23 protein-coding genes are annotated in these 25755 nt (G+C 50.5%); 18 read left to right on the top strand and 5 right to left on the bottom strand.

Translation table 11 applies throughout. The features are described 5' to 3' along the window. Nucleotides 1-70 precede the first annotated feature (70 nt). The gene (locus A8990_RS13065; protein WP_116189483.1) at nucleotides 71-1057 is read right to left on the bottom strand and encodes a LacI family DNA-binding transcriptional regulator; all 987 of its coding nucleotides are present in this window, start codon (nucleotides 1055-1057) and stop codon (nucleotides 71-73) included. A gap of 389 nt (nucleotides 1058-1446) precedes the next feature. On the opposite strand from A8990_RS13065, the gene A8990_RS13060 reads away from it, so the two are divergent. The 7 genes from A8990_RS13060 (at nucleotide 1447) to A8990_RS13030 (ending at nucleotide 12311) form a co-directional block, all read left to right on the top strand. Next, nucleotides 1447-2760, top strand: coding sequence for an ABC transporter substrate-binding protein (locus A8990_RS13060; protein WP_181909558.1), 1314 nt, complete (start codon nucleotides 1447-1449; stop codon nucleotides 2758-2760). Between the two features lie 207 nt (nucleotides 2761-2967). Then, nucleotides 2968-3768, top strand: coding sequence for a carbohydrate ABC transporter permease (locus A8990_RS13055; RefSeq protein ID WP_181909557.1), 801 nt, complete (start codon nucleotides 2968-2970; stop codon nucleotides 3766-3768). Between the two features lie 39 nt (nucleotides 3769-3807). Continuing rightward, complete coding sequence (locus A8990_RS13050; RefSeq protein ID WP_116189480.1) at nucleotides 3808-4698, top strand: carbohydrate ABC transporter permease; 891 nt, start codon at nucleotides 3808-3810, stop codon at nucleotides 4696-4698. Between the two features lie 36 nt (nucleotides 4699-4734). Further along, nucleotides 4735-7344, top strand: a complete 2610-nt coding sequence (locus A8990_RS13045; protein ID WP_245995999.1) for a GH116 family glycosyl-hydrolase — start codon at nucleotides 4735-4737, stop codon at nucleotides 7342-7344. A gap of 50 nt (nucleotides 7345-7394) precedes the next feature. After that, on the top strand, nucleotides 7395-9860 hold the full coding sequence (locus A8990_RS13040) for a GH116 family glycosyl-hydrolase (RefSeq protein WP_116189478.1): 2466 nt from the start codon (nucleotides 7395-7397) through the stop codon (nucleotides 9858-9860). A gap of 19 nt (nucleotides 9861-9879) precedes the next feature. Further along, the gene (locus A8990_RS13035) at nucleotides 9880-11244 is read left to right on the top strand and encodes a GrpB family protein (RefSeq protein ID WP_116189477.1); all 1365 of its coding nucleotides are present in this window, start codon (nucleotides 9880-9882) and stop codon (nucleotides 11242-11244) included. Between the two features lie 287 nt (nucleotides 11245-11531). Then, nucleotides 11532-12311 carry an aldo/keto reductase gene (locus A8990_RS13030; RefSeq protein ID WP_181909556.1) on the top strand — a complete coding sequence of 260 codons (780 nt, stop codon included), beginning with the start codon at nucleotides 11532-11534 and terminating at the stop codon, nucleotides 12309-12311. Between the two features lie 56 nt (nucleotides 12312-12367). Here A8990_RS13030 and A8990_RS13025 read toward each other — a convergent pair whose 3' ends face one another. After that, complete coding sequence (locus A8990_RS13025; RefSeq protein ID WP_116189475.1) at nucleotides 12368-13174, bottom strand: AraC family transcriptional regulator; 807 nt, start codon at nucleotides 13172-13174, stop codon at nucleotides 12368-12370. Nucleotides 13175-13333: 159 nt separating this feature from the next. On the opposite strand from A8990_RS13025, the gene A8990_RS13020 reads away from it, so the two are divergent. From A8990_RS13020 to A8990_RS13010, 3 genes are all read left to right on the top strand, one after another. Next, nucleotides 13334-14173, top strand: coding sequence for a phytanoyl-CoA dioxygenase family protein (locus tag A8990_RS13020; protein ID WP_116189474.1), 840 nt, complete (start codon nucleotides 13334-13336; stop codon nucleotides 14171-14173). A 360-nt stretch (nucleotides 14174-14533) separates the two neighbouring features. After that, nucleotides 14534-15421, top strand: coding sequence for a sugar phosphate isomerase/epimerase family protein (locus tag A8990_RS13015; protein ID WP_181909555.1), 888 nt, complete (start codon nucleotides 14534-14536; stop codon nucleotides 15419-15421). 22 nt (nucleotides 15422-15443) lie between these two features. After that, nucleotides 15444-16535 (top strand): Gfo/Idh/MocA family protein, encoded by a 1092-nt coding sequence (locus A8990_RS13010; RefSeq protein ID WP_116189472.1) that lies wholly within the window; start codon nucleotides 15444-15446, stop codon nucleotides 16533-16535. Between the two features lie 318 nt (nucleotides 16536-16853). On the opposite strand, the gene A8990_RS13005 is transcribed toward A8990_RS13010, so the two are convergent. Continuing rightward, entirely contained in the window at nucleotides 16854-17054 is a 201-nt protein-coding gene (locus A8990_RS13005) for a hypothetical protein (RefSeq protein ID WP_116189471.1), read from the bottom strand. A 450-nt stretch (nucleotides 17055-17504) separates the two neighbouring features. Between A8990_RS13005 and A8990_RS13000 the strand changes: the two genes are divergently transcribed. The 5 genes from A8990_RS13000 to A8990_RS12980 all read left to right on the top strand — a co-directional run bounded on the left by A8990_RS13000 (nucleotide 17505) and on the right by A8990_RS12980 (nucleotide 19992). After that, nucleotides 17505-17846, top strand: coding sequence for an ArsR/SmtB family transcription factor (locus tag A8990_RS13000; RefSeq protein ID WP_116189470.1), 342 nt, complete (start codon nucleotides 17505-17507; stop codon nucleotides 17844-17846). After that, nucleotides 17818-18462 carry an MIP/aquaporin family protein gene (locus A8990_RS12995; protein ID WP_245995996.1) on the top strand — a complete coding sequence of 215 codons (645 nt, stop codon included), beginning with the start codon at nucleotides 17818-17820 and terminating at the stop codon, nucleotides 18460-18462. The genes A8990_RS13000 and A8990_RS12995 overlap by 29 nt, the downstream gene beginning before the upstream one ends. A 12-nt stretch (nucleotides 18463-18474) precedes the next feature. Then, nucleotides 18475-18897: an arsenate reductase (thioredoxin) gene (arsC, locus tag A8990_RS12990; RefSeq protein ID WP_116189469.1), complete on the top strand. Its 423-nt coding sequence runs from the start codon at nucleotides 18475-18477 to the stop codon at nucleotides 18895-18897. Between the two features lie 2 nt (nucleotides 18898-18899). Next, a complete protein-coding gene (locus tag A8990_RS12985) occupies nucleotides 18900-19370 on the top strand; it encodes an ArsI/CadI family heavy metal resistance metalloenzyme (RefSeq protein ID WP_116189468.1) in 471 nt (156 codons plus the stop codon). 76 nt (nucleotides 19371-19446) lie between these two features. Further along, complete coding sequence (locus A8990_RS12980) at nucleotides 19447-19992, top strand: MerR family transcriptional regulator (protein WP_116189467.1); 546 nt, start codon at nucleotides 19447-19449, stop codon at nucleotides 19990-19992. Nucleotides 19993-20012: 20 nt separating this feature from the next. On the opposite strand, the gene A8990_RS12975 is transcribed toward A8990_RS12980, so the two are convergent. Then, nucleotides 20013-20222: a hypothetical protein gene (locus tag A8990_RS12975; protein WP_116189466.1), complete on the bottom strand. Its 210-nt coding sequence runs from the start codon at nucleotides 20220-20222 to the stop codon at nucleotides 20013-20015. 61 nt (nucleotides 20223-20283) lie between these two features. Further along, complete coding sequence (locus tag A8990_RS12970; protein WP_116189465.1) at nucleotides 20284-20655, bottom strand: YhjD family protein; 372 nt, start codon at nucleotides 20653-20655, stop codon at nucleotides 20284-20286. Nucleotides 20656-20838: 183 nt separating this feature from the next. On the opposite strand from A8990_RS12970, the gene A8990_RS12965 reads away from it, so the two are divergent. From A8990_RS12965 to A8990_RS12955, 3 genes are all read left to right on the top strand, one after another. Beyond that, nucleotides 20839-22629 (top strand): cache domain-containing sensor histidine kinase, encoded by a 1791-nt coding sequence (locus A8990_RS12965; protein WP_181909553.1) that lies wholly within the window; start codon nucleotides 20839-20841, stop codon nucleotides 22627-22629. A gap of 6 nt (nucleotides 22630-22635) precedes the next feature. Continuing rightward, a complete protein-coding gene (locus A8990_RS12960) occupies nucleotides 22636-24255 on the top strand; it encodes a response regulator (RefSeq protein WP_116189463.1) in 1620 nt (539 codons plus the stop codon). A 94-nt stretch (nucleotides 24256-24349) separates the two neighbouring features. Further along, nucleotides 24350-25711 carry an extracellular solute-binding protein gene (locus tag A8990_RS12955; protein WP_116189462.1) on the top strand — a complete coding sequence of 454 codons (1362 nt, stop codon included), beginning with the start codon at nucleotides 24350-24352 and terminating at the stop codon, nucleotides 25709-25711. Nucleotides 25712-25755 lie beyond the last annotated feature (44 nt).

Here is a 25755-nt window from a genome sequence, read left to right as displayed (position 1 = left end):
GTCGCGATTAATAAAGAGAAGCGCATCATTTATCTGTGGTCGTTTTTGTAAGTGAAGCGTTCATGCTCATTTATAGCGACTCTCCCTCAACGATGGAGTAAGTAACATTCGTGCGAAGCGGGATGTCGTTTCCTCTGATGTTTTCAATTAACAGCTCAGCGGCTTTTCTGCCGATTTCCTCCACTTGAAAATCAATGGTTGTCAGAGACGGATCAACGAATCGGAGGACGTCGATATGGTCGAAACCCATTATGCCGGCATCTTCCGGCACCTTAACTTGATGAGCCTTGAGATGCCTGGCAACTTCGAGCGCATAGATATCACTGCTGCATAGAATTGCGGTTCTTTCCTGCGACTGGGTCACAAGCTGAAGGACGCTGGTTAAGTATGAACGATCAGAGACGATATCATATTGAAGGTCCGGCATCGTGCCGCATATTTCAAGAAACCCTTTGTAGCGCTGCTCCGGGACATAGATATTGCTTGTTCCTTTATACCGCAGCGGGGGAATGACAAAAATAATGCGGCGGTAGCCTTTATCGGCGATGTGTCTGACGGCAGCTTTCGTTGCCTGCTTGTCGTCGATCCAGACATAGGGGAGCTTGGCAGAAATCCGGTTGGCGAACGAAACAATGGGAATGCCTGCTTTTAACAGAAGAGCTTCGAATTTCGAGCCAAAATTGACGGCAGAAATGGCAATACCATCAACCTTCCGATTAAGAAGATTGTGAATATACTCGACTTCCAGCTCCTGATCCTTGTTCGTAAGCACAAGATACGTCAAATAACCGTGTTTCCTCGCTTCCGCTTCAAACGAATGGAACAGCTGAGAGAAAATTTGATTGTGTATATCGAATAAGACGATTCCAAGTGTCTTCGTCTCGCCTTTAACAAGGCTTTGAGCCAAGAAATGCGGTCGATAGCCCAATTCATCGGCGACCTTCAGGATTTTGTCCCGCGTTGCAGCGCTGATTCCCGGCCGGTTGTTAAGCGCGCGATCAACCGTACCACGGGTGACTCCACACATTTCTGCGATCTGTTTGCTAGTTACTTGCATGCAAATGCGACCCCCGGTATGGATCTAATAGACTGCTAAGATGATCGTATTATAAATTAGAAAAATGGTCAACGTGCATGTGAACGATATGTGGAAATTGAAGATTTCACGAGATGTGAAACGAGAGTGTGTCGAAAATCGCCGTCGAAAAGAAAACGTTTACAACGTTGTTCGCGATTGTTACAATGAAATCGTTCACGTGCACGGTGAAGCCGCAGCTTGAGAATAGCAAGTGAGGCAAGGGTCATGATTTTTTTTGTAGTTCTCCGTTCACGTGAACGGAGAGAAGCCATCAAGACGACGCATGCATAAGGTGGGTCTTACTCGTTTATCTGCTGGTTTGATGAACAGGGATCGTAATCATTATGAATCGAGGATGGTGTTTGATCGTGAAAAAGACTGTCATGCTTGTGTTAGCTCTGATTTTATGCTTTTCATTAGCTGCATGCGGCTCTAACTCCTCTAACTCTTCTAATTCCTCTAACAGCAACAGCGACTCCAAGACAGTCACCAAAGGCTCTAACGACGAAAAGGCGGAATTAACGCTCGTTTGGGGTAAAGGCGATGCTTCCGATGAGCAGCTGCAAACCATCTTGACCGAGTTTAATAAGCTTTACCCGAACATTAAAGTAAAACGCATTGAAATCCCAAGCAATTCCTGGGGCGACTATTTCAATAAAATCCAAACGATGATTGCAGCAGGCAATCCGCCGGATGTCATCCGTATTGCGATCGAGGGCGTTCAAATGTTCGCCAAGCAGGATTTGCTGCTCCCGTTCGACGATTACATGAATGTTGAGCCCGAAGCGATGGACAACTATAGCGATCTGCATCCGAAGCTGCAAGCTCCGTTTGTTGTGGATGGCAAAACATACGGCTTCACGTGGGACTGGAACAACGTTGTTATGCACTTCAATACCAAATTGCTGAAGGATGCAGGGCTGTCGCTCCCGGACAAGAATTGGACGAAGGACGATTTCCTGTCTTACGCGCAGAAGCTGACAACGGATAAGGACGGCAAGAAAACGTATGGCTTTGCCATTCCGAACTATTACTTCGGCGCATCGGCGTGGTTGTTCAACAACGAAGCCAGCGTGCTTGACGATACGATGACGACAAGCAAGCTCGACGATCCGAATGCCATTGAAATGATGCAATTCTTCCAGGATCTCATCTACAAGTATAAGGTAGCTCCAGCACCTAATCCGAAGGATGACGGAACCCAAATGCTGATGAACGGCCAAGTCGCCATGATGTCCGCTGGTAAATGGCCATTCTCTACCTATGCGAAGAACAATTTCAAGGACATCGACGTTCAATATTTGCCGACCTTCAAAACGAACAAAGTTATATTCGGCGTAGGCGCATTCCCGGCTTTGAAGACGACGAAGTATCCGGATGCTGCTTACAAGCTGTCCGCATTCCTCGGAGGTACATTCTCTCAAAAAACAACATTGTCGGATGCTTCGATCCCGACTCGTACATCGGTTATGGCGGAAGTACTTCCTAAGACGCCAGCGACGAACTGGAAGATCTATGCCGACAGCGCAGATATCTCCAAAGCGGTAGAAGCGCCTATGCAGTATGCCGATATCGAGTCCATCTTCAGCCGATACATGGGTCTCATTCTTGCGAATCAGATGGATGCCGCTTCCGCGATGAAGAAGGCCAAGGAAGAGATCGATAAAGCACTTAAGAAATAGCTTTCGAATTGTGCGTCATGCTGCAGCGGGCCCTCGTGCCTGCTGCAGCTTACATTCTCATACGGCAAAGACGGCATTGTCGTTATTGCCTGTCTGGAGGAGGTATCCTGAAGTGATGTCGAAGAAATGGAAAGATACGATCACCGGCTATCTGTTCCTGGCGCCGGCCCTAGCGCTCTTCCTCTTGTTCATAGCCGAGCCTGTGGTGTGGTTGCATCCATCATCCTCAGCTTTAACAAGTACAACGTCATTACGCCTTCCAAGTTCATCGGGCTCGACAATTTCAAGGACTTCTTTGACGATGACAGGCTTGGTACGGTGTACTGGAATACGCTCAAGTTCGTACTTATTCTTACACCTCTGCATGTCATATTGGGTTTGCTTCTTGCGCTCGCGGTGCAGCGGAAGATCGCCACGGGATTAAAGTACTTCTACCGAACGGTATTTTACTTCCCGGTGTTAGCGACTTCCGCTGCTGTTGCGGTGGCATGGTCCTTTATGTTCAACAAGGAGTTTGGGGTGCTCAATTACTTTCTAAGCTTATTTCATATCGAAGGTATCCCGTGGATGCAATCGCCAAGCTGGGTGTTTCTGGCCGTAGCGATTTATAGCTTCTGGAAGTTTATCGGAAATGCGTTTCTATACTACTTTATCGGACTGCAGAACATACCGGAGACGCTTTATGAAGCCGCCGAAATCGACGGGGCGAACAAGGTTCAGCGTTTTTTTGCCATTACGCTCCCCATGCTTTCTCCGATGCTGTTCTTTATACTTGTCACCACGTTAATCGGGACAACGCAAATTTTTGACGAGCCGTACCTGATTACAGGCGGCGGACCCGGCGACGCTTCCCGTTCGGTCAACATGTATATTTATGAAGTCGCTTTCCAGCGACATGAAATGGGCTATGCTTCTACGGTTTCCATCAGTCTGTTCCTGGCGATTCTATCGATTACCGTTCTTCAATTTGCACTCGGCAAAAAGTGGGTATCGTATGATCAAGAATAGTGACGTATTAGGCGTTGCTCCTATGGAGGTGTCACGATCATGAGCAGTGATGTTCAACTTGCCAGCGTTTACACGGAGGAGCAGAAGGAGATCCGCATCGGCGTACGGCGCAGAAGCGCTGGAAGCTACGTTCTGGATGCCTCTCTTCTCGTGCTTTCATTTCTGATGCTCTCGCCGTTTCTATGGATTATTTCCACCTCGCTTAGACTGCCGAAGGATTCGTTCTCATTGCCGCCGGCGATTTTTCCTACCGACTTTAATTTCAATAACTACGCGGAAGTGTTCAACCGTGTTCCGTTTGCGGATTTCATAGGCAATAGTCTCAAAATCTCGCTGCTCATCGTTGTCGGTCATATTTTTATTTCGAGCATGGCCGCCTTTGCCTTTTCCCGCATCTCGTTTCCGGGCAGAAATCTCATCTTTATTATTTTCCTGGCCGGCCTCATGATTCCCGGTCAGGTGACGATTATCCCGCAGTTCATTCTGATCTCCAGGCTCGGGCTCATCGATACGCATTGGGCGCTTATATTGCCGGCATTAATTAATCCGCTTGGCATCTTCATGATACGTCAGATGATGATGACGATATCCTCTACGTATGACGAAGCTGCTTATATGGATGGGGCAAGCCGGATGTGGGTGTTTCTGAAGGTCATTCTCCCGATGGTTTTCCCGGCGATCGCCGTTACGTCGGTCATGACGTTTATCGCGAACTGGAATGATTTCTTCAGACCGCTTATTTTCTTAAATACGTTTGAGAAAATGACGCTTCCGCTCGGGATGACCGTGCTAACCGGTACCTTCGGGTCAGGCAATTTATCCGCGATACTTGCGGGTGTAACGCTGTCGCTTGTCGTTCCGCTGCTCTTCTATATTTTTGGTCAGAAATATCTTGTCGAAGGCATTACTGCCGGCGGGCTGAAATTGTAGGCCATCGATCGATTATAGGGAGGGAATCATTTGAACGTGCAGCTGCTTAATGAACTATACAAAATGGATAAAGATTTTACGTATAAAGGAAACAAGACGAATCAAATCTCATTCCCGCTGGGCGGGATCGGCTCCGGAAGCATCGGCCTTGCTGGCAACGGCCGGCTTATCGATTGGGAAATCTTCAATCGTCCGAACAAGAACAGCTATAACGGCTTCAGTTTCTTTGCCATTAAAGCCGAGCATAACGGTGAAGTGAAAGTCGCGAAGGTGCTCAACGGGGACCTGCACCCGCAATACTCGGGTACGGGCAAGGGGCGGTTCTCGGGCTTCGGCTTCGGCGTCGAACGGGAAAGCCTTGCCGGATTCCCCCACTTCAAAGGTACAGCGTTTAAAGGAGAATACCCATTCGGTGAAATCTCCTTTATCGATGATTCCGTGCCGCTCGATGTGAAGCTTACAGCCTTCAATCCGCTCATTCCGCTCAATGATAAGGACTCTTCCATTCCTGTCGCTATATTGACATACAAGGTAACCAATACATCAAATGAACAGCTTGATATTAGTCTTGTTGGCAATTTATCGAACCCGTTTACGAAGAAGCCCCGTAATGAATTCCGCGATTACGGCGCTTATAAAGGAATAAAGCTGAATTCCACCCATTATAAGCCGGAGGACCGGGAGTTCGGCGACTTGACGCTAAGCACAGATGCCGAGGATGTCAGCTATCAGACCTACTGGTACCGCGGTGATTGGTTCGATAATCTGACGGTATTCTGGAAGGAGTTTGCCGCGCCTGGCAAGTTCAAAGAGCGCGACTACAATCAATCCGGCGACGAGGCCAAGGTCTCTGCCCATAACGTGAAGGACGTCTGTTTGCTTAGCGCGCACCAATCGCTCGCGCCAGGCGAGAGCGGCGAATTTCGTTTCATTATTTCGTGGAGCTTCCCGAATTACGTGAATTTCTGGAATCCAGGCACCCATGCAGACGGTACGCCATGCGATCCGCCGAGTTGGAAGAATTATTACGCTACGCTATTCGAAGACTCGGTACAGTCTGCCGCTTATGTGTGGCAGGAGCTTGATAGACTCTACCGTGAATCGCTCTTATTCAAGGAGACGCTATTTGCTTCGACGCTCCCGGATTATGTCGTAGATGCGGTAGCCAGCAATATTTCGATTCTGAAATCGCCAACCTGCCTGAGACTGACAGATGGCACTCTATATGGATTTGAAGGTGTTCATGCGGAAGAAGGAAGCTGCGAAGGCACCTGCACGCATGTATGGAACTATGAGCAGGTTACGCCGTTCCTCTTCCCATCCTTAGCCCGTTCGATGATTGACGTGAGATATAAGGCGGCGATGTACGAGAATGGCAAGGTAGCTTTTCGCCTCATGCTCCCAGTCGAGCGCACGATCAAGGATGTATCCGATTGCGCCGGATCGCATCGCGCGGCAGCCGACGGGCAGATGGGCACGATCATGAGGGTCTACCGCGAGTGGAAAATTTCAGGCGATGACGAGTGGCTGAAGTCCATTTGGCCTAAAGTGAAAACCTCGCTTGAATACGCTTGGAATCCATCCAATACGGATTGGTGGGATCAAGACTGCGACGGCGTGATGGAGGGTGTTCAGCATCACACGCTTGACGTCGAGATTTATGGGCCGAATTCCTATGTGAGCGGACTCTATCAAGGCGCGCTGCGCTGTGCTGCCGAAATGGCCGAAGCGCTCGGCGATGAAGCGGGCCAGAAGTATATGGCGCTCTATGAGAATGGACGAAAGTGGGTAGATGAGCATCTGTTTAATGGCGAGTTCTATCATCAGCTCGTCAATCTGCAGGATGAGCGCTTCCCGATCGATGAGGAGCTCGGAGAAATAAAGTACCAAATCGGAGAAGGCTGTCACATCGACCAAGTGCTCGGACAATGGCATGCGCATATCGTTGGACTTGGTTATATGTATGATCAAGCGAAGGTGAAGAAGGCGCTGGAGTCCGTATATCGATATAACTTTATCGAGACGATTCGCGATTATCCGAACGCCTGCAGAATCTATTCGCTTAATGACGAGCAGGGCATCCTGATCTCTTCCTGGCCCAAAGGCAACAGTCCGAAGGTGCCGGTTCCTTATGCGGATGAGATGATGCATGGCTTCGAATATCAAGCGGCATGCCATATGATCTATGAAGGCATGCTGGACGAGGGGCTGCGAGCGGTCAAAGCCATCCGCGACCGTTATGACGGCGAGCGGAGAAACCCGTGGAACGAGCTGGAATGCGGCAGCAATTACGTCAGATCGATGGCTTCCTATTCGTTGCTGCTTGCGCTAAGCGGGTTTGAATACGACTCGCTGCAGGGGCATATCGGCTTCAGTCCGAAGCTAAACGCCGAGAAGTTCAGCAGCTTCTGGTCGCTTAATCAAGGCTGGGGCAAATTCGAGCATGCGAACGGAACGATCCGCTTGGAAGTGAACTACGGACAGCTGCAGCTGAACAGCTTTAGCAGCGACCTTCTCCAGGGCAAGAAATCGTTCGAAGTGTTTGTTAATGGTGCTCCGATCCCTGCAGATCGCAGCGGCAATGTGATTCGCTTCCATGAAGGGCAGTCGCTATCCGGCAGCGTGCTCGCCATCGTATTGCATTAATAGCAGGATAAGCTTAGGTTCGCGACAAATCCATGAAGGAGTGAAGTGTAATGGTTAATGCTCCGCAATTGCTTGCATCGCAATCCTCTCGAACAACCGTTTACCCGGCGGAGGCCACAGAGGCCGCTTTCCTGCTTGGGGGGATCGGTACCGGCAATATCTCCATTGGGAGCAGGGGAGAGTTTAGAGATTGGGAGATTTTTAACAGGCCAGGCAAAGGCGTGCAGATGCCGAACACGTACTTCGCGATATGGGCGAAGACGGAGAGCGGCAGCCCGGTTGCGAAGGTGCTCGAAGCGCGCTTACCGCAGCCACATAGTCTCTCGCACGGCTATCATCCGATAACAGGGGCCGGTCTTCCGCGTATGGAGAGCTCCTCCCTTCGAGGCGAATATCCGATCATGCAGGTCGATTTCGAGGATGGCGCTTTGCCGGTACAGGTGTCTCTGGAGGCGTTCACGCCGTTCATTCCGCTACAAGTGGATGATTCAAGCATTCCTGGCGCTTATTTAACCTACCGGGTAACGAATACATCCGATGAACCGGTGGACGTTACGATTGCCGGATCCATTCTCAATCCGCTTGGCGGGCTGGAATACGATAAGTTCGGCAATTTGAACATGAAGAACGCCGGAGGCAATTTCAACGAATTCCGCCAGGAGGGAGATTGTTCGGGTCTTGTGCTCGGGACGAACAAGTTTGCTGCGGATGACCTCCAGCAAGGTACGCTTGCCCTCTTGACGACGAATCCGCATATAACCTGCAAGCCCGCTTGGCTGCGCGGCGCATGGTTTGATTTCTTGCAGGAATTTTGGGACGATTTCGCGGAGGATGGCAGACTGAACGATCTCGGATACGATACGCCATCGGATACCGGACGTACGGATACCGGCTCCATCGGCGCTTACGAGACGCTGGCTCCCGGAGAGACGAAATCGTTCGCATTTGTGCTCGCATGGCATTTCCCCAACCGGATCAACGGCTGGAATGCGCATATTTGCGTAAAGGAAGAGGGCAGACAAACGACGCAGAATTATTATGCAGGTCAGTTTGACAGCTCATGGGCAGCAGCGACCTATCTTGTAGCGGAGAGAGAGCGGCTTGAGAAGGGGACAAAAGCGTTCCATCAAGCGCTATTCGATAGCGCGTTACCAAGACCTGTGCTTGAAGCTCTTTCGGGCAATATGACGGTGCTGAGAAGCACGACTTGCTTCCGGCTGATCGATGGCCGGTTCTACGGCTATGAAGGCTGCTTCGACGATGCCGGCAGCTGTGACGGAACATGTACGCATGTGTGGAACTATGCGCAGACGGTCGCATTTCTCTTCCCAGAGCTTGAGCGGAACATGAGGCGGACGGAGTTTCTAACCGAAGTGAACGAGGACGGGAAAATGAATTTCCGAGCTTTCCAAATGTTCGATTCGCAGTGGAACTGGAACGGACAGCCTGCGCCTGCTGCGGCCGACGGTCAAATGGGAACGATCATGCGTGCTTATAGGGAATGGAAGCTGAGCGGCGATGACGAATTTCTTCGTGAGCTGTGGCCTGCGATCCAGAAGACGCTGGACTACGGGCCGGAGCATTGGGATACGGACGGAGACCTTGTATTCGACGGCATCCAGCATAACACCTATGACATCGAGTTCTACGGACCGAATCCGCTGACAGGCATCTTCTTCCTAGGCGCGCTTCGCGCAGCTTCCGAGATGGCGGCTTACTTAGGCGAGAACGAGGTAGCGGCTCGATATTCGGAGGCATTCGAGAAGAGCTCGAAACGGCTGGATGAGCTGACATGGGACGGCGAGTACTACGTGCAGCGATTGGATGACGTGAATGCACATAAGTACCAGCATGGCATTGGTTGTCTGTCCGATCAACTGCTCGGCCAGCAGCTGGCGCATTTGTACGGCCTTGGCTACCTGTTGCCTAAGGAGCGGGTACAAAGCGCGATTCACGCGGTGTTCAAGTATAACTTTAAGACGGATTTCAACGATCACGTCAATTGCCAGCGGACCTATACCTTGAATGACGAACAGGGGCTAGTTCTTTGCTCTTGGCCGAATGGAGGCCGTCCGAAGCTTCCTTTCGTCTACTCGGATGAGGTTTGGACCGGAATCGAATATCATGTAGCCACTCATCTTATCTATGAAGGCTTTATTGAAGAAGGCCTCCAGCTTGTAAAGGCAGTGAGGGACCGTCATGACGGCTACCGCCGCAGCCCTTGGAACGAAGTGGAGTGCGGCCATCATTATGCAAGATCGATGTCGAGCTGGGGACTGCTGATTGCGCTGAGCGGCTTTGAGTTTGATATGAGCTATGGCGTCATTAAGTTTGCCCCTGTCATCAATCAAGCCGAATATACGAGCTTCTGGAGCACGGGGCGTGCTTGGGGAACCTATAGCCAGAAGCTCAACGAACGTACTGGCGAACATGACATCGAAGTGAGCGTGCTTGCTGGTGATGCCTCGAATTTACGAGTATTGGCCTGCGGCAAGGAAATTATCATTAACGGTTAGAGGTGAGCTTCTGGACACCATGCGGCTTCTTGAAATAATCGTAAGTCGGCTTCGCTCCGTTCCAGGCATCGAGGGCATCGTCTTAGGCGGTTCGCGCGCGCGGGGAACGCATACCGGGAGCTCGGATATCGATATCGGGATCTATTATGATCCCGATCATCCCGTGGACACGCAAGCATTGGCTGCGTTCGCGGCCGAGCTTGATGATCTCGGTAGAAACGACATCATCACGCCGATTGGCGAGTGGGGCCCGTGGATTAACGGCGGAGGGTGGCTCCAGATCCGGTCACTGCCTGTTGATTTGTTGTACAGGGATTTGGAGCAGGTCAAGACAGTTGTGGAAGACTGTTTGCAAGGGCGATTATCCGTTCATTATCAGCCAGGCCATCCGCATGCCTTCTGCAGCGCAATCTATATGGGGGAGGCAGCGATATGCAAGCCGTTATGGGACCCGAATGGACGCATTCAAGCGTTGAAGGCATTATGCGCGACATATCCGGATGCACTGCGTGATGCGGTAATGGCCAAGTTCATGTGGGAAGCGGATTTCTCCGCAGGTAACGCACGTAAAGGGATTAGCCGAAGCGACGTCTCCTATGTGGCCGGTCATCTGTTCCGCGCTGTGAGCTGCTTAACCCAAGTGTTGTTTGCGATAAACCGGACCTACCTGCTGAATGAGAAAGGAGCGGTAGCTGCATGCGCCGCGTTCCCTTCTACACCTGACGGCTTCGAGGAAAGAGTTCGCCGATGCTATGCGCTGCTATCGCAAGTAAGCAGCCCGGGTGCGGCAGTTGATGAGCTTCAAGCCTTAATCAGCGATACGGAAAGATTGATAGCCGAAACGAGCAAACCGAACAATGCCGAAGAAACCGATGTTAGCGTCTTGCCGTTTGACTCCAATTGGTCCGTTTTGTTCAAAGAAGAAGCACACCGACTAAGACAAGCAATTTCGGATATCGTTATTGCTATTGAACACTTCGGCAGCACTTCCGTAGACGGGCTGGATGCGAAGCCTATTGTCGATATTCTGGTTGGGACGCAAGCGGAAGATCGTCTGAAGGAAGTTCATATTGAAACTCTTGCGAAGCTAAACTATGAATTTCTAGGAGAAGATGGACGAAGACCCGGTCGATTTTTCTTCCGAAAAAGAGGGTCGAGTAACTTTAACCTCAGCTTTGTCCCATTTGACGGTGACTTGTGGAGAGATAATTTAATCTTGCGTGATTATTTGCGTACACATCCCGATGAGGTGAGTCGTTACGCTGCAACGAAGAAAGCTGCGGCAGAAGCATCACCCAATAGCTTATTGGGCTATCAGAACCGTAAGCGCGCTTTTGTAGAGGAAATGAAAGAACGTGCACGAGTGTGGCAGAGTAATCATTAGCTTGATGGTTGCTTTCTATTCTCCACGGGAATCCGTGGAAAGAGCTGTGTGACTTCCAAAGGAGTCATGCGGCTCTTTTTCCATTTTTCTTACAAATTGCACCGATGCTCTGCTCTAAAGGGACTTTATATTCAGGATTGGCTGGCTCTATTGCGTTCGCACCAGATCGATGCTTTTGCAATTTCTTCACATGTGCGCTCCATTCATTTTTTATCACTTCTTATGCTTCGTCTTTCCCCTTGCTATAATAGATTTATGAATCTATTTTGACGGGGGAGATGAGAAGCATGCCGAACGTAACAAAACTCGGGCTCGGAGGACACTCGTTCATTGAGGAACTGGGCAACGACCCGATGGCTTCGTTCGAAGAGCAGTGCGCGATTGTCGGAGCGTGCCTCGATAGTGGAATTCAGCTGATCGATACAACCTATTATCAGGAACGGGTGGCGCTCGGGAAAGTATTGCAAGCTCTGAGCAGGCGTAATGAAGCGGAAATCATGGCGTGGAATTTCTTTAACCTGCCAGGCCAGTCCGATAAACTGGTCGGTTTTAGCCGCTACGAGCCCCATCATATCGATGTGATGCTGCAAGAGCTTCAAACCGATCGTATCGATGTGCTGGTTATCCATACGCATGATGATGAACATAGGCTTCGGCAGGAAATGGACCTTGCGAAACGCTGGATGGATCACGGGAAAGTCGGAACGATAGGGCTTGGCATGGTCGAGCCTTCGCATCTCGATCGTCTTCCTGCTGATCATCCGGTTACGCATGTATTAGCTCCTTACAATATTGCGCATCAAAGGACCCAGGAAACGTTCGTCATCGCCAAGGAGATGGGGTTGACAACGGTTGCGCTATCGCCTTTCGTGCGAGGTTGGAAACTGGACGAAATCGAATCGGATCAAGCTGCGGACCTGCTGCTGAGATGGGTGACCGAGCAGGAAATAGTTGACAAGGTTATCGTTTCGATGAGGAAACAAGAGTGGATCCATTCGAATCTGCAAGCTGCGCGGCGCGGCCGTTTATCAGATGAAGAGAAAAGGCTGATTAATGAATGGGCGTAATTATCGGAGGAAGCACAGATCTATCGAACACCTGCTGACACGTAAAAAGAGCTGAACTAACTGTGCATCTTCCGATACGAACGAGGAGAGACGCCGTAACGCTTCTTGAACGATTTCGACAAGTGGAATTCGTCGTAGAAATGGAGCGCTGCAGCAATGTCCTTCACGGAAGTGCTGGTTGATTCCAGTGAAACTTTAGCCGAAGCAAGCTTGAGCTCCAGCATGTACTGGTTCGGAGATTTCCCGGTCATCTCGCGAAATTGGGAGAAGAACGCGGTTCGGGATAAACCGCTGTGGCGAATGAAATCTTCGCTGCGGAATGGCTGATCGATGGCTCGGTGCATGTGGAGCAAGATTTCCTCCAAGTCGAGACTGCTGCCCAGCTTGATGATCTGGTCGCCGGCAAATAAGAGCAGCAGCTCTTGAAGAAGGAGATGCGCAGCGTACTCGTGGCCAATCGATTTAAGAATAAGAATCTCAATGAGGCGTTCGCATAACCGGACGGCCTCATTTATTTTTGTAGACGTGATCCGTTCCCCAATGGGAAGGCCTAAATGCTCAATCATAGGAAGCTGATCGAAATGGATAAAGTAAAATTTCCAGTTGTCATCAACGCAATCATAAGAGCAGGGGATCCGTTCCCGCACGAAAAACAACGTTCCTGCAGCAAGTATCGTTTCCTTGCCATCCTGAACGAATTTACCTCTTCCCTCCAAAGTAACGAATAGTCCGGGAGATATTAATCCTTGTGGATGAACGGCCTGATAGCTGTTATTTGCTTCTACTTTCCAGATAGACTTAAACTGGCAAGGCGGGGGAAACTGCGTTTCCGCTAGCTGATAGGGAATATTGATGTAAGCCATCAGAGAATTAAGCCCCTTTTTCTCGAAGTAGGAATCGACATCGTATTTTTGTACGATTATACATGTTTGATCGATCTTTTTCCATGGTGCAGAACGTAGTTGAACCTTAAACTTGAGTTATACAATTCGAAATTCGAAACTCGAGAGGGGCAAGGCGGCATGATGGTTAAAGTAGGAAGTCGCGAACTGGAGCTTGGCGGACCGCATTTAACGGAATTGCGTGATTCGAATGATATCCTGCATGACTTCGACGCATTGAATAAGCGAATCAAGGAAGATGGTTATCTATTGCTGCGCGGATTTCATGACCGTGAGCAAGTGTTGAAGGCAAGACGTGCCGTATTGGAAAAGATGCAGAAGATGGGCAAGCTTGAACGGGATACCGTACTTGAGGAAGGCGTTATGGCGGACGGCAGCAAAACGTTGTTCTTTGGCGGCACGAACGAAGACCTGCCAGAGCTGCTGGACGTGCTGAACGGCGACCATATTATGCGTTTCTTCGATCAGCTGCTGGGCGAGCAGTCGCTGACGTATCAGTATAAGTGGCTTCGGGCTGTCGGTAAGGGCGATTACACGGGCGCGCATTACGATATTGTCTACATGGGCCGAGGCACGCATAACCTTTATACGGTATGGTCGCCAATCGGCGATATCGATTACGCGATGGGGGGACTAGCGCTTTGCCTGGACTCTCATAACTTCGAGGATCTGAAGAAGTCGTACGGGACGAAGGATTCGGACAACGACGGCGTCGGCCATTACACGGATGATCCGCTCATCATTACGAACAAATTCGGGGGCAAATGGGCGACTACTGAATTTCGGGCAGGAGATATTATCATTTTCGGCATGTTCCTGATGCACTGTTCGCTGGAGAACACGACGAACCAGTATCGCCTTAGCGTCGATACGCGCTACCAATCTTCGCTTGAAGTCATTGACGAACGCTGGAGCGGAAAGAAGCCTCGCGGCCATTTCAAGGCTGTGGGAACCAATTAACGTCGTTTCGGGACGGTCTTTTGATGACAAAGCTTACTTAAGATGCTGTATGACTTCCACTGGAGTCATACGGCTCTTTTTGTTTTCGCAGACGTTCTTTCCAAATTTTCCTTCGTAGTTTCCCAACTCCACTAATTGAATTATGATAGAGCTTGCGGCGATGGTCGACAAAGCTTCGCAGCTGTTGGTTCACATAATTGATAGTTCGAATTTAGCCCGCGATGATCGCGGGCTTCTTTATTTTATTTAGCGAAGAAGTCGTAATATTGAAAGTAAATTAGTACGGAAATCGAAAGTGGACAGATAATGGGAGCGGTATGATGAAGATGCAGGGGATTTTGTAAAAAGGAGTGCATGTGCATGCGTATTTCTGCAGGTATTAATGTGTTTTCCGTCCACAAGGAGCTAGGCGAGGATTATTTCGGCACGCTCGAGAAGCTGGCCGCTGCCGGTTACGAGAACCTTGAGTTGATCGGGTTCAACATGAAGTCGTTCACGCGTTTTATCGATGAAGTTCCGGCGGAGGTCGTAGGAGCGAAGCTTCGGGAGCTGGGCTTAACTGCCATATCCGTCCATGAAGGGCTGATGCCGGGGCAGGATTTGGCTGCATTTGACTGGGATCGCGTACTGGAATATTACGAGACGTTCGAATGCCGGAATATCGTTCTTCCATCCGTGTTCATCAGAAATCGGGAGGATACGCTTCGAAGCGCGGAGCAAATGAATGCCGTAGGGAAGAAGTTGAAAGAAAGAGGGTTCCAATTCTATCTGCATAACCACGCCCACGAGTTCAAAAGCGTCGGCGATACAACGTTATTCGACCTGCTGCTGGAGAACACAGATCCTTCTTACCTCAAGTTTGAGCTGGACATGGTTTGGGTGCTGCGCGCCGGACTCGATCCGATCGATGTTCTGAAGAAGCTCGGAGAGCGATGCGACATTGTCCATCAGAAGGACATAAGTAGAACCCTTGCCGGCCCGCTTAATATTATCGAAGCGATGCGCCAGAATGGGGACGAAGATATGGAAGCGTTCCAAGCATATGGAAAATATACAGCTCCAAGCGATTTCGTCGATCTTGGAACAGGCGCTTTTGATCTGAAGGGTACTTATGCGAGCATTCAAGAAATGGGTCATATCCGGTATGCTCTAGTGGAGAATGAAGGCGAATCAGCCGATAAGCTGCAGAGCGTTCGCAGTGACTTGCAAGTGTTAAAGCAATACTTGCAGGCGTCCCAGCCAGTTTAATAGAAGAGAGGAGCGACTACTCATGAGCAAGTTGAATATCGGTATTATCGGATGCGGAGGCATCGCGAATCAGAAACATATGCCATCTCTCGCCAAGCTTTCTGAACTGGCTGTAATGACGGCGTTCTGCGATATCGACATCGAGAAGGCGAAGAAGGCGGCGAGCGAATTCGGCGGACCGGATGCGAAAATATACACGGACTACCAAGAGCTATTGAAGGATGAGTCCATTGATGTCGTTCATGTGCTCACGCCTAACCTGCAGCATTCGTTCATTACGGTCGATGCGCTGGAAGCGGGAAAGCACGTGATGTGCGAGAAGCCGATGGCGATCAACTCTGCCGAAGCGCGCAAGATGGTGGATGCAGCGAAGAGAACCGGCAAGAAGCTGACGATTGGCTATCAGAACCGATTTAATGACGATTCGCAGACGCTTTACCGGGCTTGCCAGGAAGGGTCATTGGGAGAAATCTACATGGCCAAAGCGCATGCCATACGCCGGCGCGCTTTGCCGACGTGGGGCGTATTCGCAGACAAAGAGCAGCAAGGCGGCGGCTGCTTGATCGATATTGGCACCCACGCCCTCGACCTGGTGCTCTGGTTTACGGACAATTATAAGCCGAAATCCGTAACGGGATCGGTCTTCTATAAGCTGAAGGACAAGCCCGAAGGCAACATGTTCGGACCATGGAATTCGGAGACGCTTAACGTGGAGGATTCCGCTTTCGGACTGATTAAGATGGAGAATGGCGCGACGATTTTCCTTGAAAGCTCCTGGGCGCTCAATACAACCGACGAGAAAGAAGCGAAGGCATCGCTCTACGGCACGGATGGCGGAGCAGAGATGAAGCAGGGAGCGGATTTCCGTGGTGAACTCGTCTTCAATAACGTCCAGTTCGGCAAGCTCACGGAGATGAAGCCGAAGTCTGGACCAGGCATTGCCTATTTCGGGCCGAATGCGGAGGATCCGGGCACAAGGGAAGCACGACAGTGGCTGCAGTGCATCGTTAACGATACGGAGCCGGTAGTTACGCCGGAGCAGGCTTTCGTAGTTACGCAAATTCTGGAAGCGATCTACCAATCGTCGGAGACAGGGAAAGAAGTTTATTTATAAGATCATGCGAAAGCACAGAAAAGGCATTGACCCGGTAGGGTCAGTGCCTTTTCTAAGACACAGTACCTTTTTTAAAACAAACAGTCCCGAACGGTTGCCACAGCGCGTATTTGCCGAGAGTCGCCATTTTCTAAAGCCTAGCGGTTGCCACAGCGCTTATTGAGCTCAAATTGGTATTAATCGCTGCGTAAATTGCCAAATAGCCTCGCTGACAACCGTTAAAATTTCAAAGGTGCGATATGAAGGCAAATAGTCTCTGTGGCAACCGTTTAGCGGAGAGCCCATATCCAGCAGCGCTCGGCGATTACATTTTCTCAACTAATTAATATACACAAGTGCGCCGTTCTGTAAAATCTTCTCCACTTCCTCATATCCAGGCGGGAAGGCGTAATTGTGACGAGCGGGAAGTGCGAAGACATAGTTATCGTTGTGAGCCAACTCGGTTGGTCCGACCGCTGCTGCTCCGATGTAGAAGTTCCCTTGCTGAAGGGAACTCCATTGACTCGTTGTGAATACCATTATGAGATGTCCTGCGTTGGCGTTTGTGCTGTCCAATGCGTATTCCGAATCGAAATGAGGGGACCCATTTCTTCAGAAGGCTTGCTTTCGGAACCTTCGTCCATCATGTTGCCCTGCCATTCACCTTCTACAATGGAATAACCTTTCCAGCTATCGGGCAAAGAAAATTGAAAACCGTACTGCTTATTCGTGTATACAATGGATTTTGATTCAGTGGACGATACTGACGCCGTATGGCTCGAAGGCTTATTCGTACAACCCGCTAATAATTACCTCTATTCTCCATATGCCTTGCTGTCTGCATAACGGAACAAATATGATTAAAGATGCAGCTCTTTCACGATTAAATCAATTTTTCTTGATTAAGTAGTTGACTACCACGAAATGCAGTGGTAAATTCAACTCATAGATTAAATCAAAAAAAATTGATTAATTGGCGGTGGCCCTTTCATGAATGAAATTTCCTTCAAAGACTACGAGTCGAAGTTCAAAGCGCTCGCAGACGAGAAACGTCTTCAAATTATGTATGAGCTAACTCAGCGTGGAAACACCTGCGTCTGCGACCTCACCGATATTTTTGACATGTCCCAATCCAAGCTCTCTTATCACCTCAAAATATTGCTGGACGCCGGTTTTATTAACAAAGAAACGCGAGGTACGTGGAGCTATTACGAGATTAACCAAGAGCAGGTGAGCCATATTCTCTCGGAGGAGTTGTGCTGCATCTTCAAACCAGCCCGGATCGGCAGCAGCTGCTGTGGTAATGGAAATGAAAAAACAACTCCTTGCTGAGTTTATCGGCACCTATTTTTTAGTATTCGCCGGTACGGGGGCAATGGTCATCGATGAGATTACGCATAACATCACGCACGTCGGCATTGCGATGACATTCGGGCTTGTTGTCACTGCACTTATCTATACGTTTGGCCATATATCTGGCGCGCACTTTAATCCTGCAGTAACGATTGCGTTCTGGGTACGGAAAGATATATCGCTCAGGAGCAGTCTCCTGTATATCCTTACTCAGTGTGTCGCGGCGATCGCAGCATCATCGACTTTATATTGGTTGTTTGGCAATATCGCCAAATTAGGAGCTACGCTGCCCTCTTCTAGAGAGCGCCAGTCGTTCGTTTTAGAATTTATACTGACTTTCGTGCTAATGATCGTCATCTTGGGATCTGCCACACATGGCAAAGCGGTGAAAAGCTTTGCTGGCATCGCGATTGGAGCTGCGGTTGGTGTCATGGCAATGTTCGCGGGTCCAATCTGTGGCGCATCCATGAACCCAGCTCGATCACTTGGTCCTGCCTTGGTGTCCGGTGCGACAGAGCACTTATGGTTATACTTGGCGGCTCCTGTACTCGGTGCAATTGCTGCTACACTTGTCTATCAAATATTACATGACTAGGGGTTGAATCTTTTGAATAAGAAACTCGTTTATTTTCTATGTACAGGTAATTCCTGCAGAAGCCAAATTGCCGACGGTTACTTGAAGGCGTTCGGCGGAGATGACTTCGAAGTCAAGAGTGCCGGTCTTGAAGCGCATGGGTTGAATCCTCGAGCGATTCAAGTAATGAAGGAGTCCGGCGTTGATATTTCAACTCATACCTCCGACGTTATTGATCCCGAAATTTTACAGCGAGCAGACTTCATCATCACGCTCTGCGGTCACGCGAACGATCATTGCCCGGTCGTCCAGAACGATCATGCGCAGCGATGGCATTGGGGCTTCGAGGACCCGGCTAAGGCTGCCGGAACAGAAGAAGAGATCATGGCCAAGTTCCGCGAAGTACGGGATTCAATTAAGAAGCGCATTGAACAATTCGTGAAAGAGGGGAACTGAGCATGATTAAACGGATGCATGTCGCGGTAAATTGCAGCGATCTTCAGAAATCGATCGACTTTTACAGTGCATTCTTTGGCGTTGAACCGACGAAAGTAAAGGAGAATTATGCAAAGTTTGAACTGAACGATCCCGCCCTGCATTTCTCCTTGAACGTTCGTCCCTTTGAGCCGAGAGGTGTCCTTAACCATCTAGGTTTCCAGTTGAATAATACCGAGGAGGTTCTCGCAATTGGTGATCGGCTTCGTGAGTCAGGGCTCCTGTTAATTGATGAAATGAACACGACCTGCTGTTATGCGGTGCAAGATAAAGTATGGGTGCATGATCCCGACGGCAATGCATGGGAAATCTTCTTCACCAAAGAGGATTCCGAGTTTGAGCATGCCGGTGAACTTCGTGAGGTTTCGAGCTGCTGTGTTCCAACGGGGCTGCAAACAATTACATTCGGTTCATTTAAGAAGGTTGAGTGTTGAGGCTTGTCATACATTCGCCTCCCGAAACATATCTATGAAACAATTGATAGTTTCGTAGTCTGGGGAGGCGATTCATGTGACCTATGAACCTTCTTTTACAGTGGAAGAAGTCGCGATTATGTTAAATAAAGAGAAGCGTACCATTTACCAGTGGTTAGCAACGGGCACTTTACAAGGGAAGCGCAAGAGCAAAGGAAGGAAAGGCAGGTGGGAGATCCCTGCTTCTACCGTCAAACCTTTCATTCCAGGCAGGCTAAGCGAACATGATAAGGCTGTCCTGGACATATCAGCCAAACTTCTGGAGTGGAGAGAACGACCGGTAAGCGAAGCCAGCACTGTCATTCTGGATGACTTATTGCACCACTTCCTCAGTCTCCAAGACGAACACTACGCAATCGAAGCAGAAGAAGAGGAGCAGCGAAAGAATCGATGCCACAATGTTGGGGTTGCGACAAGCGACTGCATCGGGTGGGATAAGCTAGCCCTGCATCAATTGATAGCCATGAATCGGAATGGATTCGTAAGCGACGCGGCGTTAAGCGAAATCTTGATTTCGAACGAGTGGGTAGCTGCATATGAATACCTGACGAACGAGATTGTATTTGCGAGGGAAGCGGAGTAATCGTCCGTATTATGACCTTTCTAGGAAACAAGGCTGCCGAGACTCGGCAGCCTTGTTTCAGTTACACCATCGGTGGACTGCGCGTCCAGCTGAACTTCATAGGTGACATTTCCGGCAATAAAGAATTCCCGCACGTCGTAAGAGTCCGCAGGTACAACATACGAGAGCAAATAAGCGGTATAGAAAATACTTGAATCGACAGAAGCAAAGATTTCAGCGACGATGGTCACGGGATTGAAAATTTAGTTTATTTAAATTCGCAACCTGTTCGGGGTTGCGTTTTTCTTATGTTTATCGCTTAAACACGAGCGCAATATAATAGCCGAATTTCTTGGAAATCTCCGCTCGGGCGAAGTCGCGCAGCATCTCGAACACATTCACATATCCACGGCATTTGTATTGGTACTTGAAGGCTGATTTCTTGCGAACTTCGGAATCATCGATTTTCCATAGCTTAATGCCGGCATCGCTGAGCTTCTTCCTGAACTGAAGCAAATCCGCCAGCATCAGATCCTGCATCCGGACAAGTGCTGTGCAGTAGAGCCTCTTCATGGTTACGCCCGATGCTTCCATCTCCAGACGTTTCTTCTCCACCATATCCAGCATGATCGGCAGCAAGCAGCAGTCACGTATCATCTTGAACTCCTCTTCCGTACAATACATGTTTGCTCACCTCAGCATCATTATAAACGAACATGTGTTCTATTTACAACTGGAAGACGAGCCTATTTCTTATTGGACTGGTTTTAGATTTCTTATCCTGTATTCAGAATTTCGATGTTTGTTCCTCCCAAAATCAGCGCTTTCGTGTAAGATGAGAAAGATATGGGCGCAAAGGGGCAGCGGATGATGATGGGGAAGGGCTGGCTAGGGTTAACGATGAACGGCGGCATGACGATGCAGAAGAAGCTGATCGTCGTTTTTATATTTCTCATTCTAATCCCGATTGTTGCAATCGGTTACATTTCCTACGAGAACTATTTGCAATCGATTAATAAGAATACGAAAAATTACGTCGCCGAAGTGGTCGCCAAAATGCAGAGCAAGCTCGATGACTCGGTCAGCGACATGAACGCGATCTCGAAGATTCCGCTCTATTCCGAGGAGCTGCAGCAATATTTGGCGCATTCGCAGAAGGATCTGGATGAGCAGCGCAGGATCGATTTCTATATCGGGCTGATGAACAATATCCGCAAGGACACGTACAGTGTGTACATCTTCGATAATTACGGCAACGTCTTCTACCGGCTGAAGACGGACTCAGTGCGCAGCGACCTGCAGTCGAACTATGCGAATTGGCGCTCGCTCGCAAGGAAAGCGGAAGGCGATCCGGTTCTTATGGGGACGCAGAAGCTGCCGGATACGGTTGGCGGCAATCGTTACGTGTTCACCGTACTGCGTGAAATTAAGGATATATCCTCGCTCGAGCCTGTCGGAACTGTAATGGTGGACGCGGGCATCGGTGTGTTCAAGAGCGTTGTGCAAGAATTGAACGAGGTGACCAAAGGAAAGACGGTCATCGTGGACCGCGACGGCAGCGTGATCTATGACAATGACCAGCAGCGAATCGGAGTCAGTCTGGCCGGAAACGCCGATCTTGTTCGTTCTTCGGGCAAATCGGGCAGCTTCGATACGACGATGGACGGGGTCAGCTACATTTGCACTTATACCGTTTCGCAGCAGACGGGCTGGAAAATGCTCGTTTATGTACCGGTCAACTACCTGCACAAGGACGCCGTACTGACGCGGAACGTCACGTTGTCGGTCACTGCCGCGATTACACTGTTCGCGCTGGCAATTTCGATCGTGCTTTCTTTTACAATGACAAGCTCGCTCCGGACGATGACTCGGCTGATGAAGCAGGTGCAGGGAGGCAATCTTGACGTTGCGTTCCAGATTCGGCAGAACGACGAGATCGGTCTGTTCGGCAGAGAGTTTAACCGGATGCTGCGGCGCATTAAGGAATTGATCGCAGAAATTTATGATATCTCCGCCAGGAAGAAGGAGACGGAGCTCGAAGCGCTGCAGAGCCAGATTAATCCGCATTTTATCTATAACACGCTCGAGACGATCCGAATGAACGCGGTCATCAACGACGACGACGAGGTCGCGGAGATGACGTTTACGCTTGGCAAGCTGCTCCGTTACAGCATTAACCGAGGCCGTGAAATCGTGACGGTTGAGGAGGAGCTGGAGCATCTGGAGAACTACGTCGAGCTGCTTCGCTACCGGTTCAAGAACCGTTTCGAGCTGGAGTACGACATTCCGGGCGAGCTGATGTCTTTCCATGTCATGAAGCTGATGTTCCAGCCGATTGTGGAAAATGCGATTTTGCACGGGATGGAAGGCAAGGACGAGAAGGTGCGAATTCTGCTGTCAGCCCGCACGGAAGGCGATATGGCCATATTCGTCCTGCGTGACGAAGGCGTTGGCATGGACAGCATGCGTCTGCATCTGCTGCGAGGCTCGATTCAAGGCTTGCAGGCACCGCAGGATGGGACGCGCACTGGCGTTGGACTGCGCAATATTAACGAGCGGATCAAGCTCCACTATGGCGAAAGCTACGGCATCGAGGTCGATAGCAGGCCGGATGCGGGCACCGAGGTTCGGCTCCGACTACCATACAAGAGAGGATAATGGCTCATGCTGCGCATTATGATCATTGACGATGAAGAGACGATTCGGATCGGCCTTGAGAAAATGATTCTTAAAGCAAGAGAGGACTGCCAGATCGTCGGCAGCTACGGCAACGGCGAGGATGCGCTGCTGCACTTGGCGAGGCAGGAGCCGGATCTTGTCATCACGGATATAAAGATGCCGTACATGGACGGGCTGCGTTTTATCGAGCTGTTGAAGGAGAAGCGACCGCATGTGCGCTGCGTCATTCTAAGCGGATACAACGATTTCGATTACGCGCGCAAAGCGATTCTATACGGCGTGAACGATTATTTGATTAAGCCCGTTGATAAAAAAGAGCTGCTGCGCAATCTCGACCAGATCGCAGCAGAGCTTGGACGCGAGCGGATGGAGAACGAGCGGGAGATGGAGCTGTGGCGCAAGGCGCGATGGAGCGACCTGATGGCGAAGGAGGATGCGCTGCGCCGGCTGCTGCTCGGCGAGCTGGAAGAAACGCAGGCGCTGGAGCTGGCTCGCGCTCATGGTTTGCTAAGCGAGGCAGAAGCGGGACGCGTGGATGAAGCGGATGGCTCGGACGGCTCGGAAGGTGCAGGCTATGCCGTTCTTGCGCTGCGCTCCTCGGATTCTCATGCGCATGAGCGGCTCCTTGCCGTGCTGCGCGGCAAGCTGCTGCAGCAAACAGCTTGTACCGTGATCGGAGAACGGCTTGCCGCGGTTCTGCTGCGCGGCACTGCGACCGGGGAGGTCAAGAGGTTCGGCTATGAGCTGTTGATGGAGACCAGAGACGGGGCAAGCAGCCTCGTGATTGGCATAAGTAAGCCGTGCGCGAATTTACAATCGCTTCCGCAGGCATACTCCGAGGCGCTGGAAGCATCGCTCTCCCATTTCTACTGGCCGGACATGGAGCCGGTAACGATATTCGGCGAAGCTGTGCGGGGCTACCTCGATAGCGAGCGCATTGCGCAGCTGCTCGACACCGAGCTGGGAACGGCCTTCGAGCATGCCGATCCGGAAGCGGTGCGCAGCGCGCTGCGCCGCCTGTTCGAAGAGCTCGCGCGGACGAAGCCGCCTTACGATGAGGTGGTTCACCTTGCCGGCAACGTCCTGTTCGTCGCAGCACTGCGCTGTGACGGCTTCGGGGAGGAAGTGTCGCGGCTGACGAAGCCAGGATTTAATTTCTATCAAGCGGCAACGCTGCCGTTCACACTGGATGAGCTGCGGCATTGGCTAGGCAGCTTGTTGGATGATGCGTTCACGCATCTCGCCAGCAAGCGCACTGCTCCGCCAAACCGGCTGATCGAGACGGTGAAGCAGGCGATTCAGAACGATTACACGAGAGAGATCGAGCTGACGGAGCTCTCCGAGAAGGTATATCTGAACCCGAGTTATCTGTCCACCTTGTTCAAACAGGAGACGGGACAGACCATCACCCAGTACCTGCTGTCGCTGCGTATCGCCAAGGCGAAGGAGCTGCTGCGGGAGCGGCTGGATCTGAAAGTCTATGAGATTGGCGAGCTGGTCGGGTATGCCGACGCCATGTATTTCAATCGATTGTTCAAGAAAATGGTCGGTACGACGCCGAAGGAATTCCGAAATCAAGTACCAAACAGAGTGCAAGAAACATAAATCCACTGCATAGGAATGCGCTTTCGGATTCCCTATAATCGACCTTGTAAGCGATAACAAGAGGGATTCATAATCGATGAGGGGGAATCAGATTTTGAAGAAATCGGTTGCTTTACTATCTACGGCTGTCCTGATGACGGCTATGCTGTCCGCATGCGGCAGCGACAACAATGCGAATGAGAGCAGCAACAGCACGAATGCGTCGACGACAAATAACGGCAAGGCGGCGACGAACGACAGTACAGACAATGCGAGCACAACGAATGCCGCAGACTCCAGCACGGATGCCGCTCCTGCAGACGACGTCAAAGGCAAGGTCGTATTCGCGATCAACCGGACCGATCTTGTAGAGACGAAGCTGAAGGAATACTCCGAGCAGTTTCATACGAAATATCCGAATGCGACGCTCGAATTCGAAGCGATCAAGGATTACGACCAGACGATCAAGATCCGGATGGCTTCCAATGAGCTTCCTGATATCCTGCTAATCCCAGGTACGGTGAAGAACTCCGACCTGCCGACGTTCTTCTCGCCGCTCGATGACCTTGGTCTGAACGATCAGATCTACTTCAAAGACAACCGCTCGCAGGATGGCAAGCTGTACGCGATCTCCTCCGGCAGCGCGGCGATGGGCGTAACGTACAACAAGAAGGCATTCGCGGAAGCCGGCATTACCGACGTGCCGAAGACGCTGGACGAATTCCTCGCAGACTGCGAGAAGCTGAAGGCGAAGGGCATCGTTCCGATGGCGACGAACTTCAAGGACAAGTGGCCGCTGTACGGCTGGGATCAAGAGGCATTCCTCGTTGCTGGTGACGCAGCGCTGCATAATACGATGGCAACGCAGGATGCGCCTTTTGCAGTGGACGGTCCGCACTTTAAAGTGTTCTCGATTCTGAAGACGATGGTCGACAAGGGCTACACGGAGAAAGACCTCATGTCCACGAATTGGGAAGGCTCGAAGAAAGACGTCGCTACGGGCAAAACAGCGATGTATCTCCTTGGCAACTGGGTTGTGAACCAAGTTATCGACAATGGCGCGGCAGCAGACGATATCGGCTTCTTCCCAATGCCAATTGACAATACAGGCGAGGCAAAAGCAGTGCTCGCATCCGACTACTTCATCGGCATCAGCAAGAAGAGCGAGAATCAAGCAGCAGCTAAGGCAGCGCTGAAATGGTTTACCGAAGAGTCCGGCTTCGACGATTTCTCAGGCTTCATCCCGGTGCTGAAGAGCAAGCAACCGGCGCTGAAGCAGTTGGCTGACTTCATGGCGATGAATCCGAAGACGATCGAGATGCAAGCGGAGAACGACGACTACCTGGCAATCGCGAACAAAATGCAGTTCGACACAAGCGCGTTCGCGCAAGATGCCGTGATGGGCGACGATATCAAATCGGTATTCGACAGCTACAACAAGAAGTGGGCAGATGCCCGCAAAGCAGTAAGCAAATAACCTTTCATTCGCGAGGGGCGGGCGGCGCCAGTTAAGGAAGCTTC

Source organism: Paenibacillus taihuensis, from assembly GCF_003386535.1.
GTDB classification, from domain to species: Bacteria; Bacillota; Bacilli; order Paenibacillales; family Paenibacillaceae; genus Paenibacillus_Z; species Paenibacillus_Z taihuensis.
Note: the sequence above shows the minus strand (reverse complement) of the source record. Positions and strands in the feature narration are given on the sequence as shown.

Bases quoted from the DNA above. Each gene is read 5' to 3' on its own strand.
- A8990_RS13065 (WP_116189483.1), bottom strand. From the start codon at position 1,057: ATGCAAGTAACTAGCAAACAGATCGCAGAAATGTGTGGAGTCACCCGT.
- A8990_RS13050 (WP_116189480.1), top strand. From the start codon at position 3,808: ATGAGCAGTGATGTTCAACTTGCCAGCGTTTACACGGAGGAGCAGAAG.
- A8990_RS13040 (WP_116189478.1), top strand. From the start codon at position 7,395: ATGGTTAATGCTCCGCAATTGCTTGCATCGCAATCCTCTCGAACAACC.
- A8990_RS13035 (WP_116189477.1), top strand. From the start codon at position 9,880: ATGCGGCTTCTTGAAATAATCGTAAGTCGGCTTCGCTCCGTTCCAGGC.
- A8990_RS13030 (WP_181909556.1), top strand. From the start codon at position 11,532: ATGCCGAACGTAACAAAACTCGGGCTCGGAGGACACTCGTTCATTGAG.
- A8990_RS13025 (WP_116189475.1), bottom strand. From the start codon at position 13,174: ATGGCTTACATCAATATTCCCTATCAGCTAGCGGAAACGCAGTTTCCC.
- A8990_RS13020 (WP_116189474.1), top strand. From the start codon at position 13,334: ATGATGGTTAAAGTAGGAAGTCGCGAACTGGAGCTTGGCGGACCGCAT.
- A8990_RS13015 (WP_181909555.1), top strand. From the start codon at position 14,534: ATGCGTATTTCTGCAGGTATTAATGTGTTTTCCGTCCACAAGGAGCTA.
- A8990_RS13010 (WP_116189472.1), top strand. From the start codon at position 15,444: ATGAGCAAGTTGAATATCGGTATTATCGGATGCGGAGGCATCGCGAAT.
- A8990_RS13005 (WP_116189471.1), bottom strand. From the start codon at position 17,054: ATGGTATTCACAACGAGTCAATGGAGTTCCCTTCAGCAAGGGAACTTC.
- A8990_RS13000 (WP_116189470.1), top strand. From the start codon at position 17,505: ATGAATGAAATTTCCTTCAAAGACTACGAGTCGAAGTTCAAAGCGCTC.
- A8990_RS12995 (WP_245995996.1), top strand. From the start codon at position 17,818: ATGGAAATGAAAAAACAACTCCTTGCTGAGTTTATCGGCACCTATTTT.
- A8990_RS12985 (WP_116189468.1), top strand. From the start codon at position 18,900: ATGATTAAACGGATGCATGTCGCGGTAAATTGCAGCGATCTTCAGAAA.
- A8990_RS12970 (WP_116189465.1), bottom strand. From the start codon at position 20,655: ATGTATTGTACGGAAGAGGAGTTCAAGATGATACGTGACTGCTGCTTG.
- A8990_RS12965 (WP_181909553.1), top strand. From the start codon at position 20,839: ATGATGATGGGGAAGGGCTGGCTAGGGTTAACGATGAACGGCGGCATG.
- A8990_RS12960 (WP_116189463.1), top strand. From the start codon at position 22,636: ATGCTGCGCATTATGATCATTGACGATGAAGAGACGATTCGGATCGGC.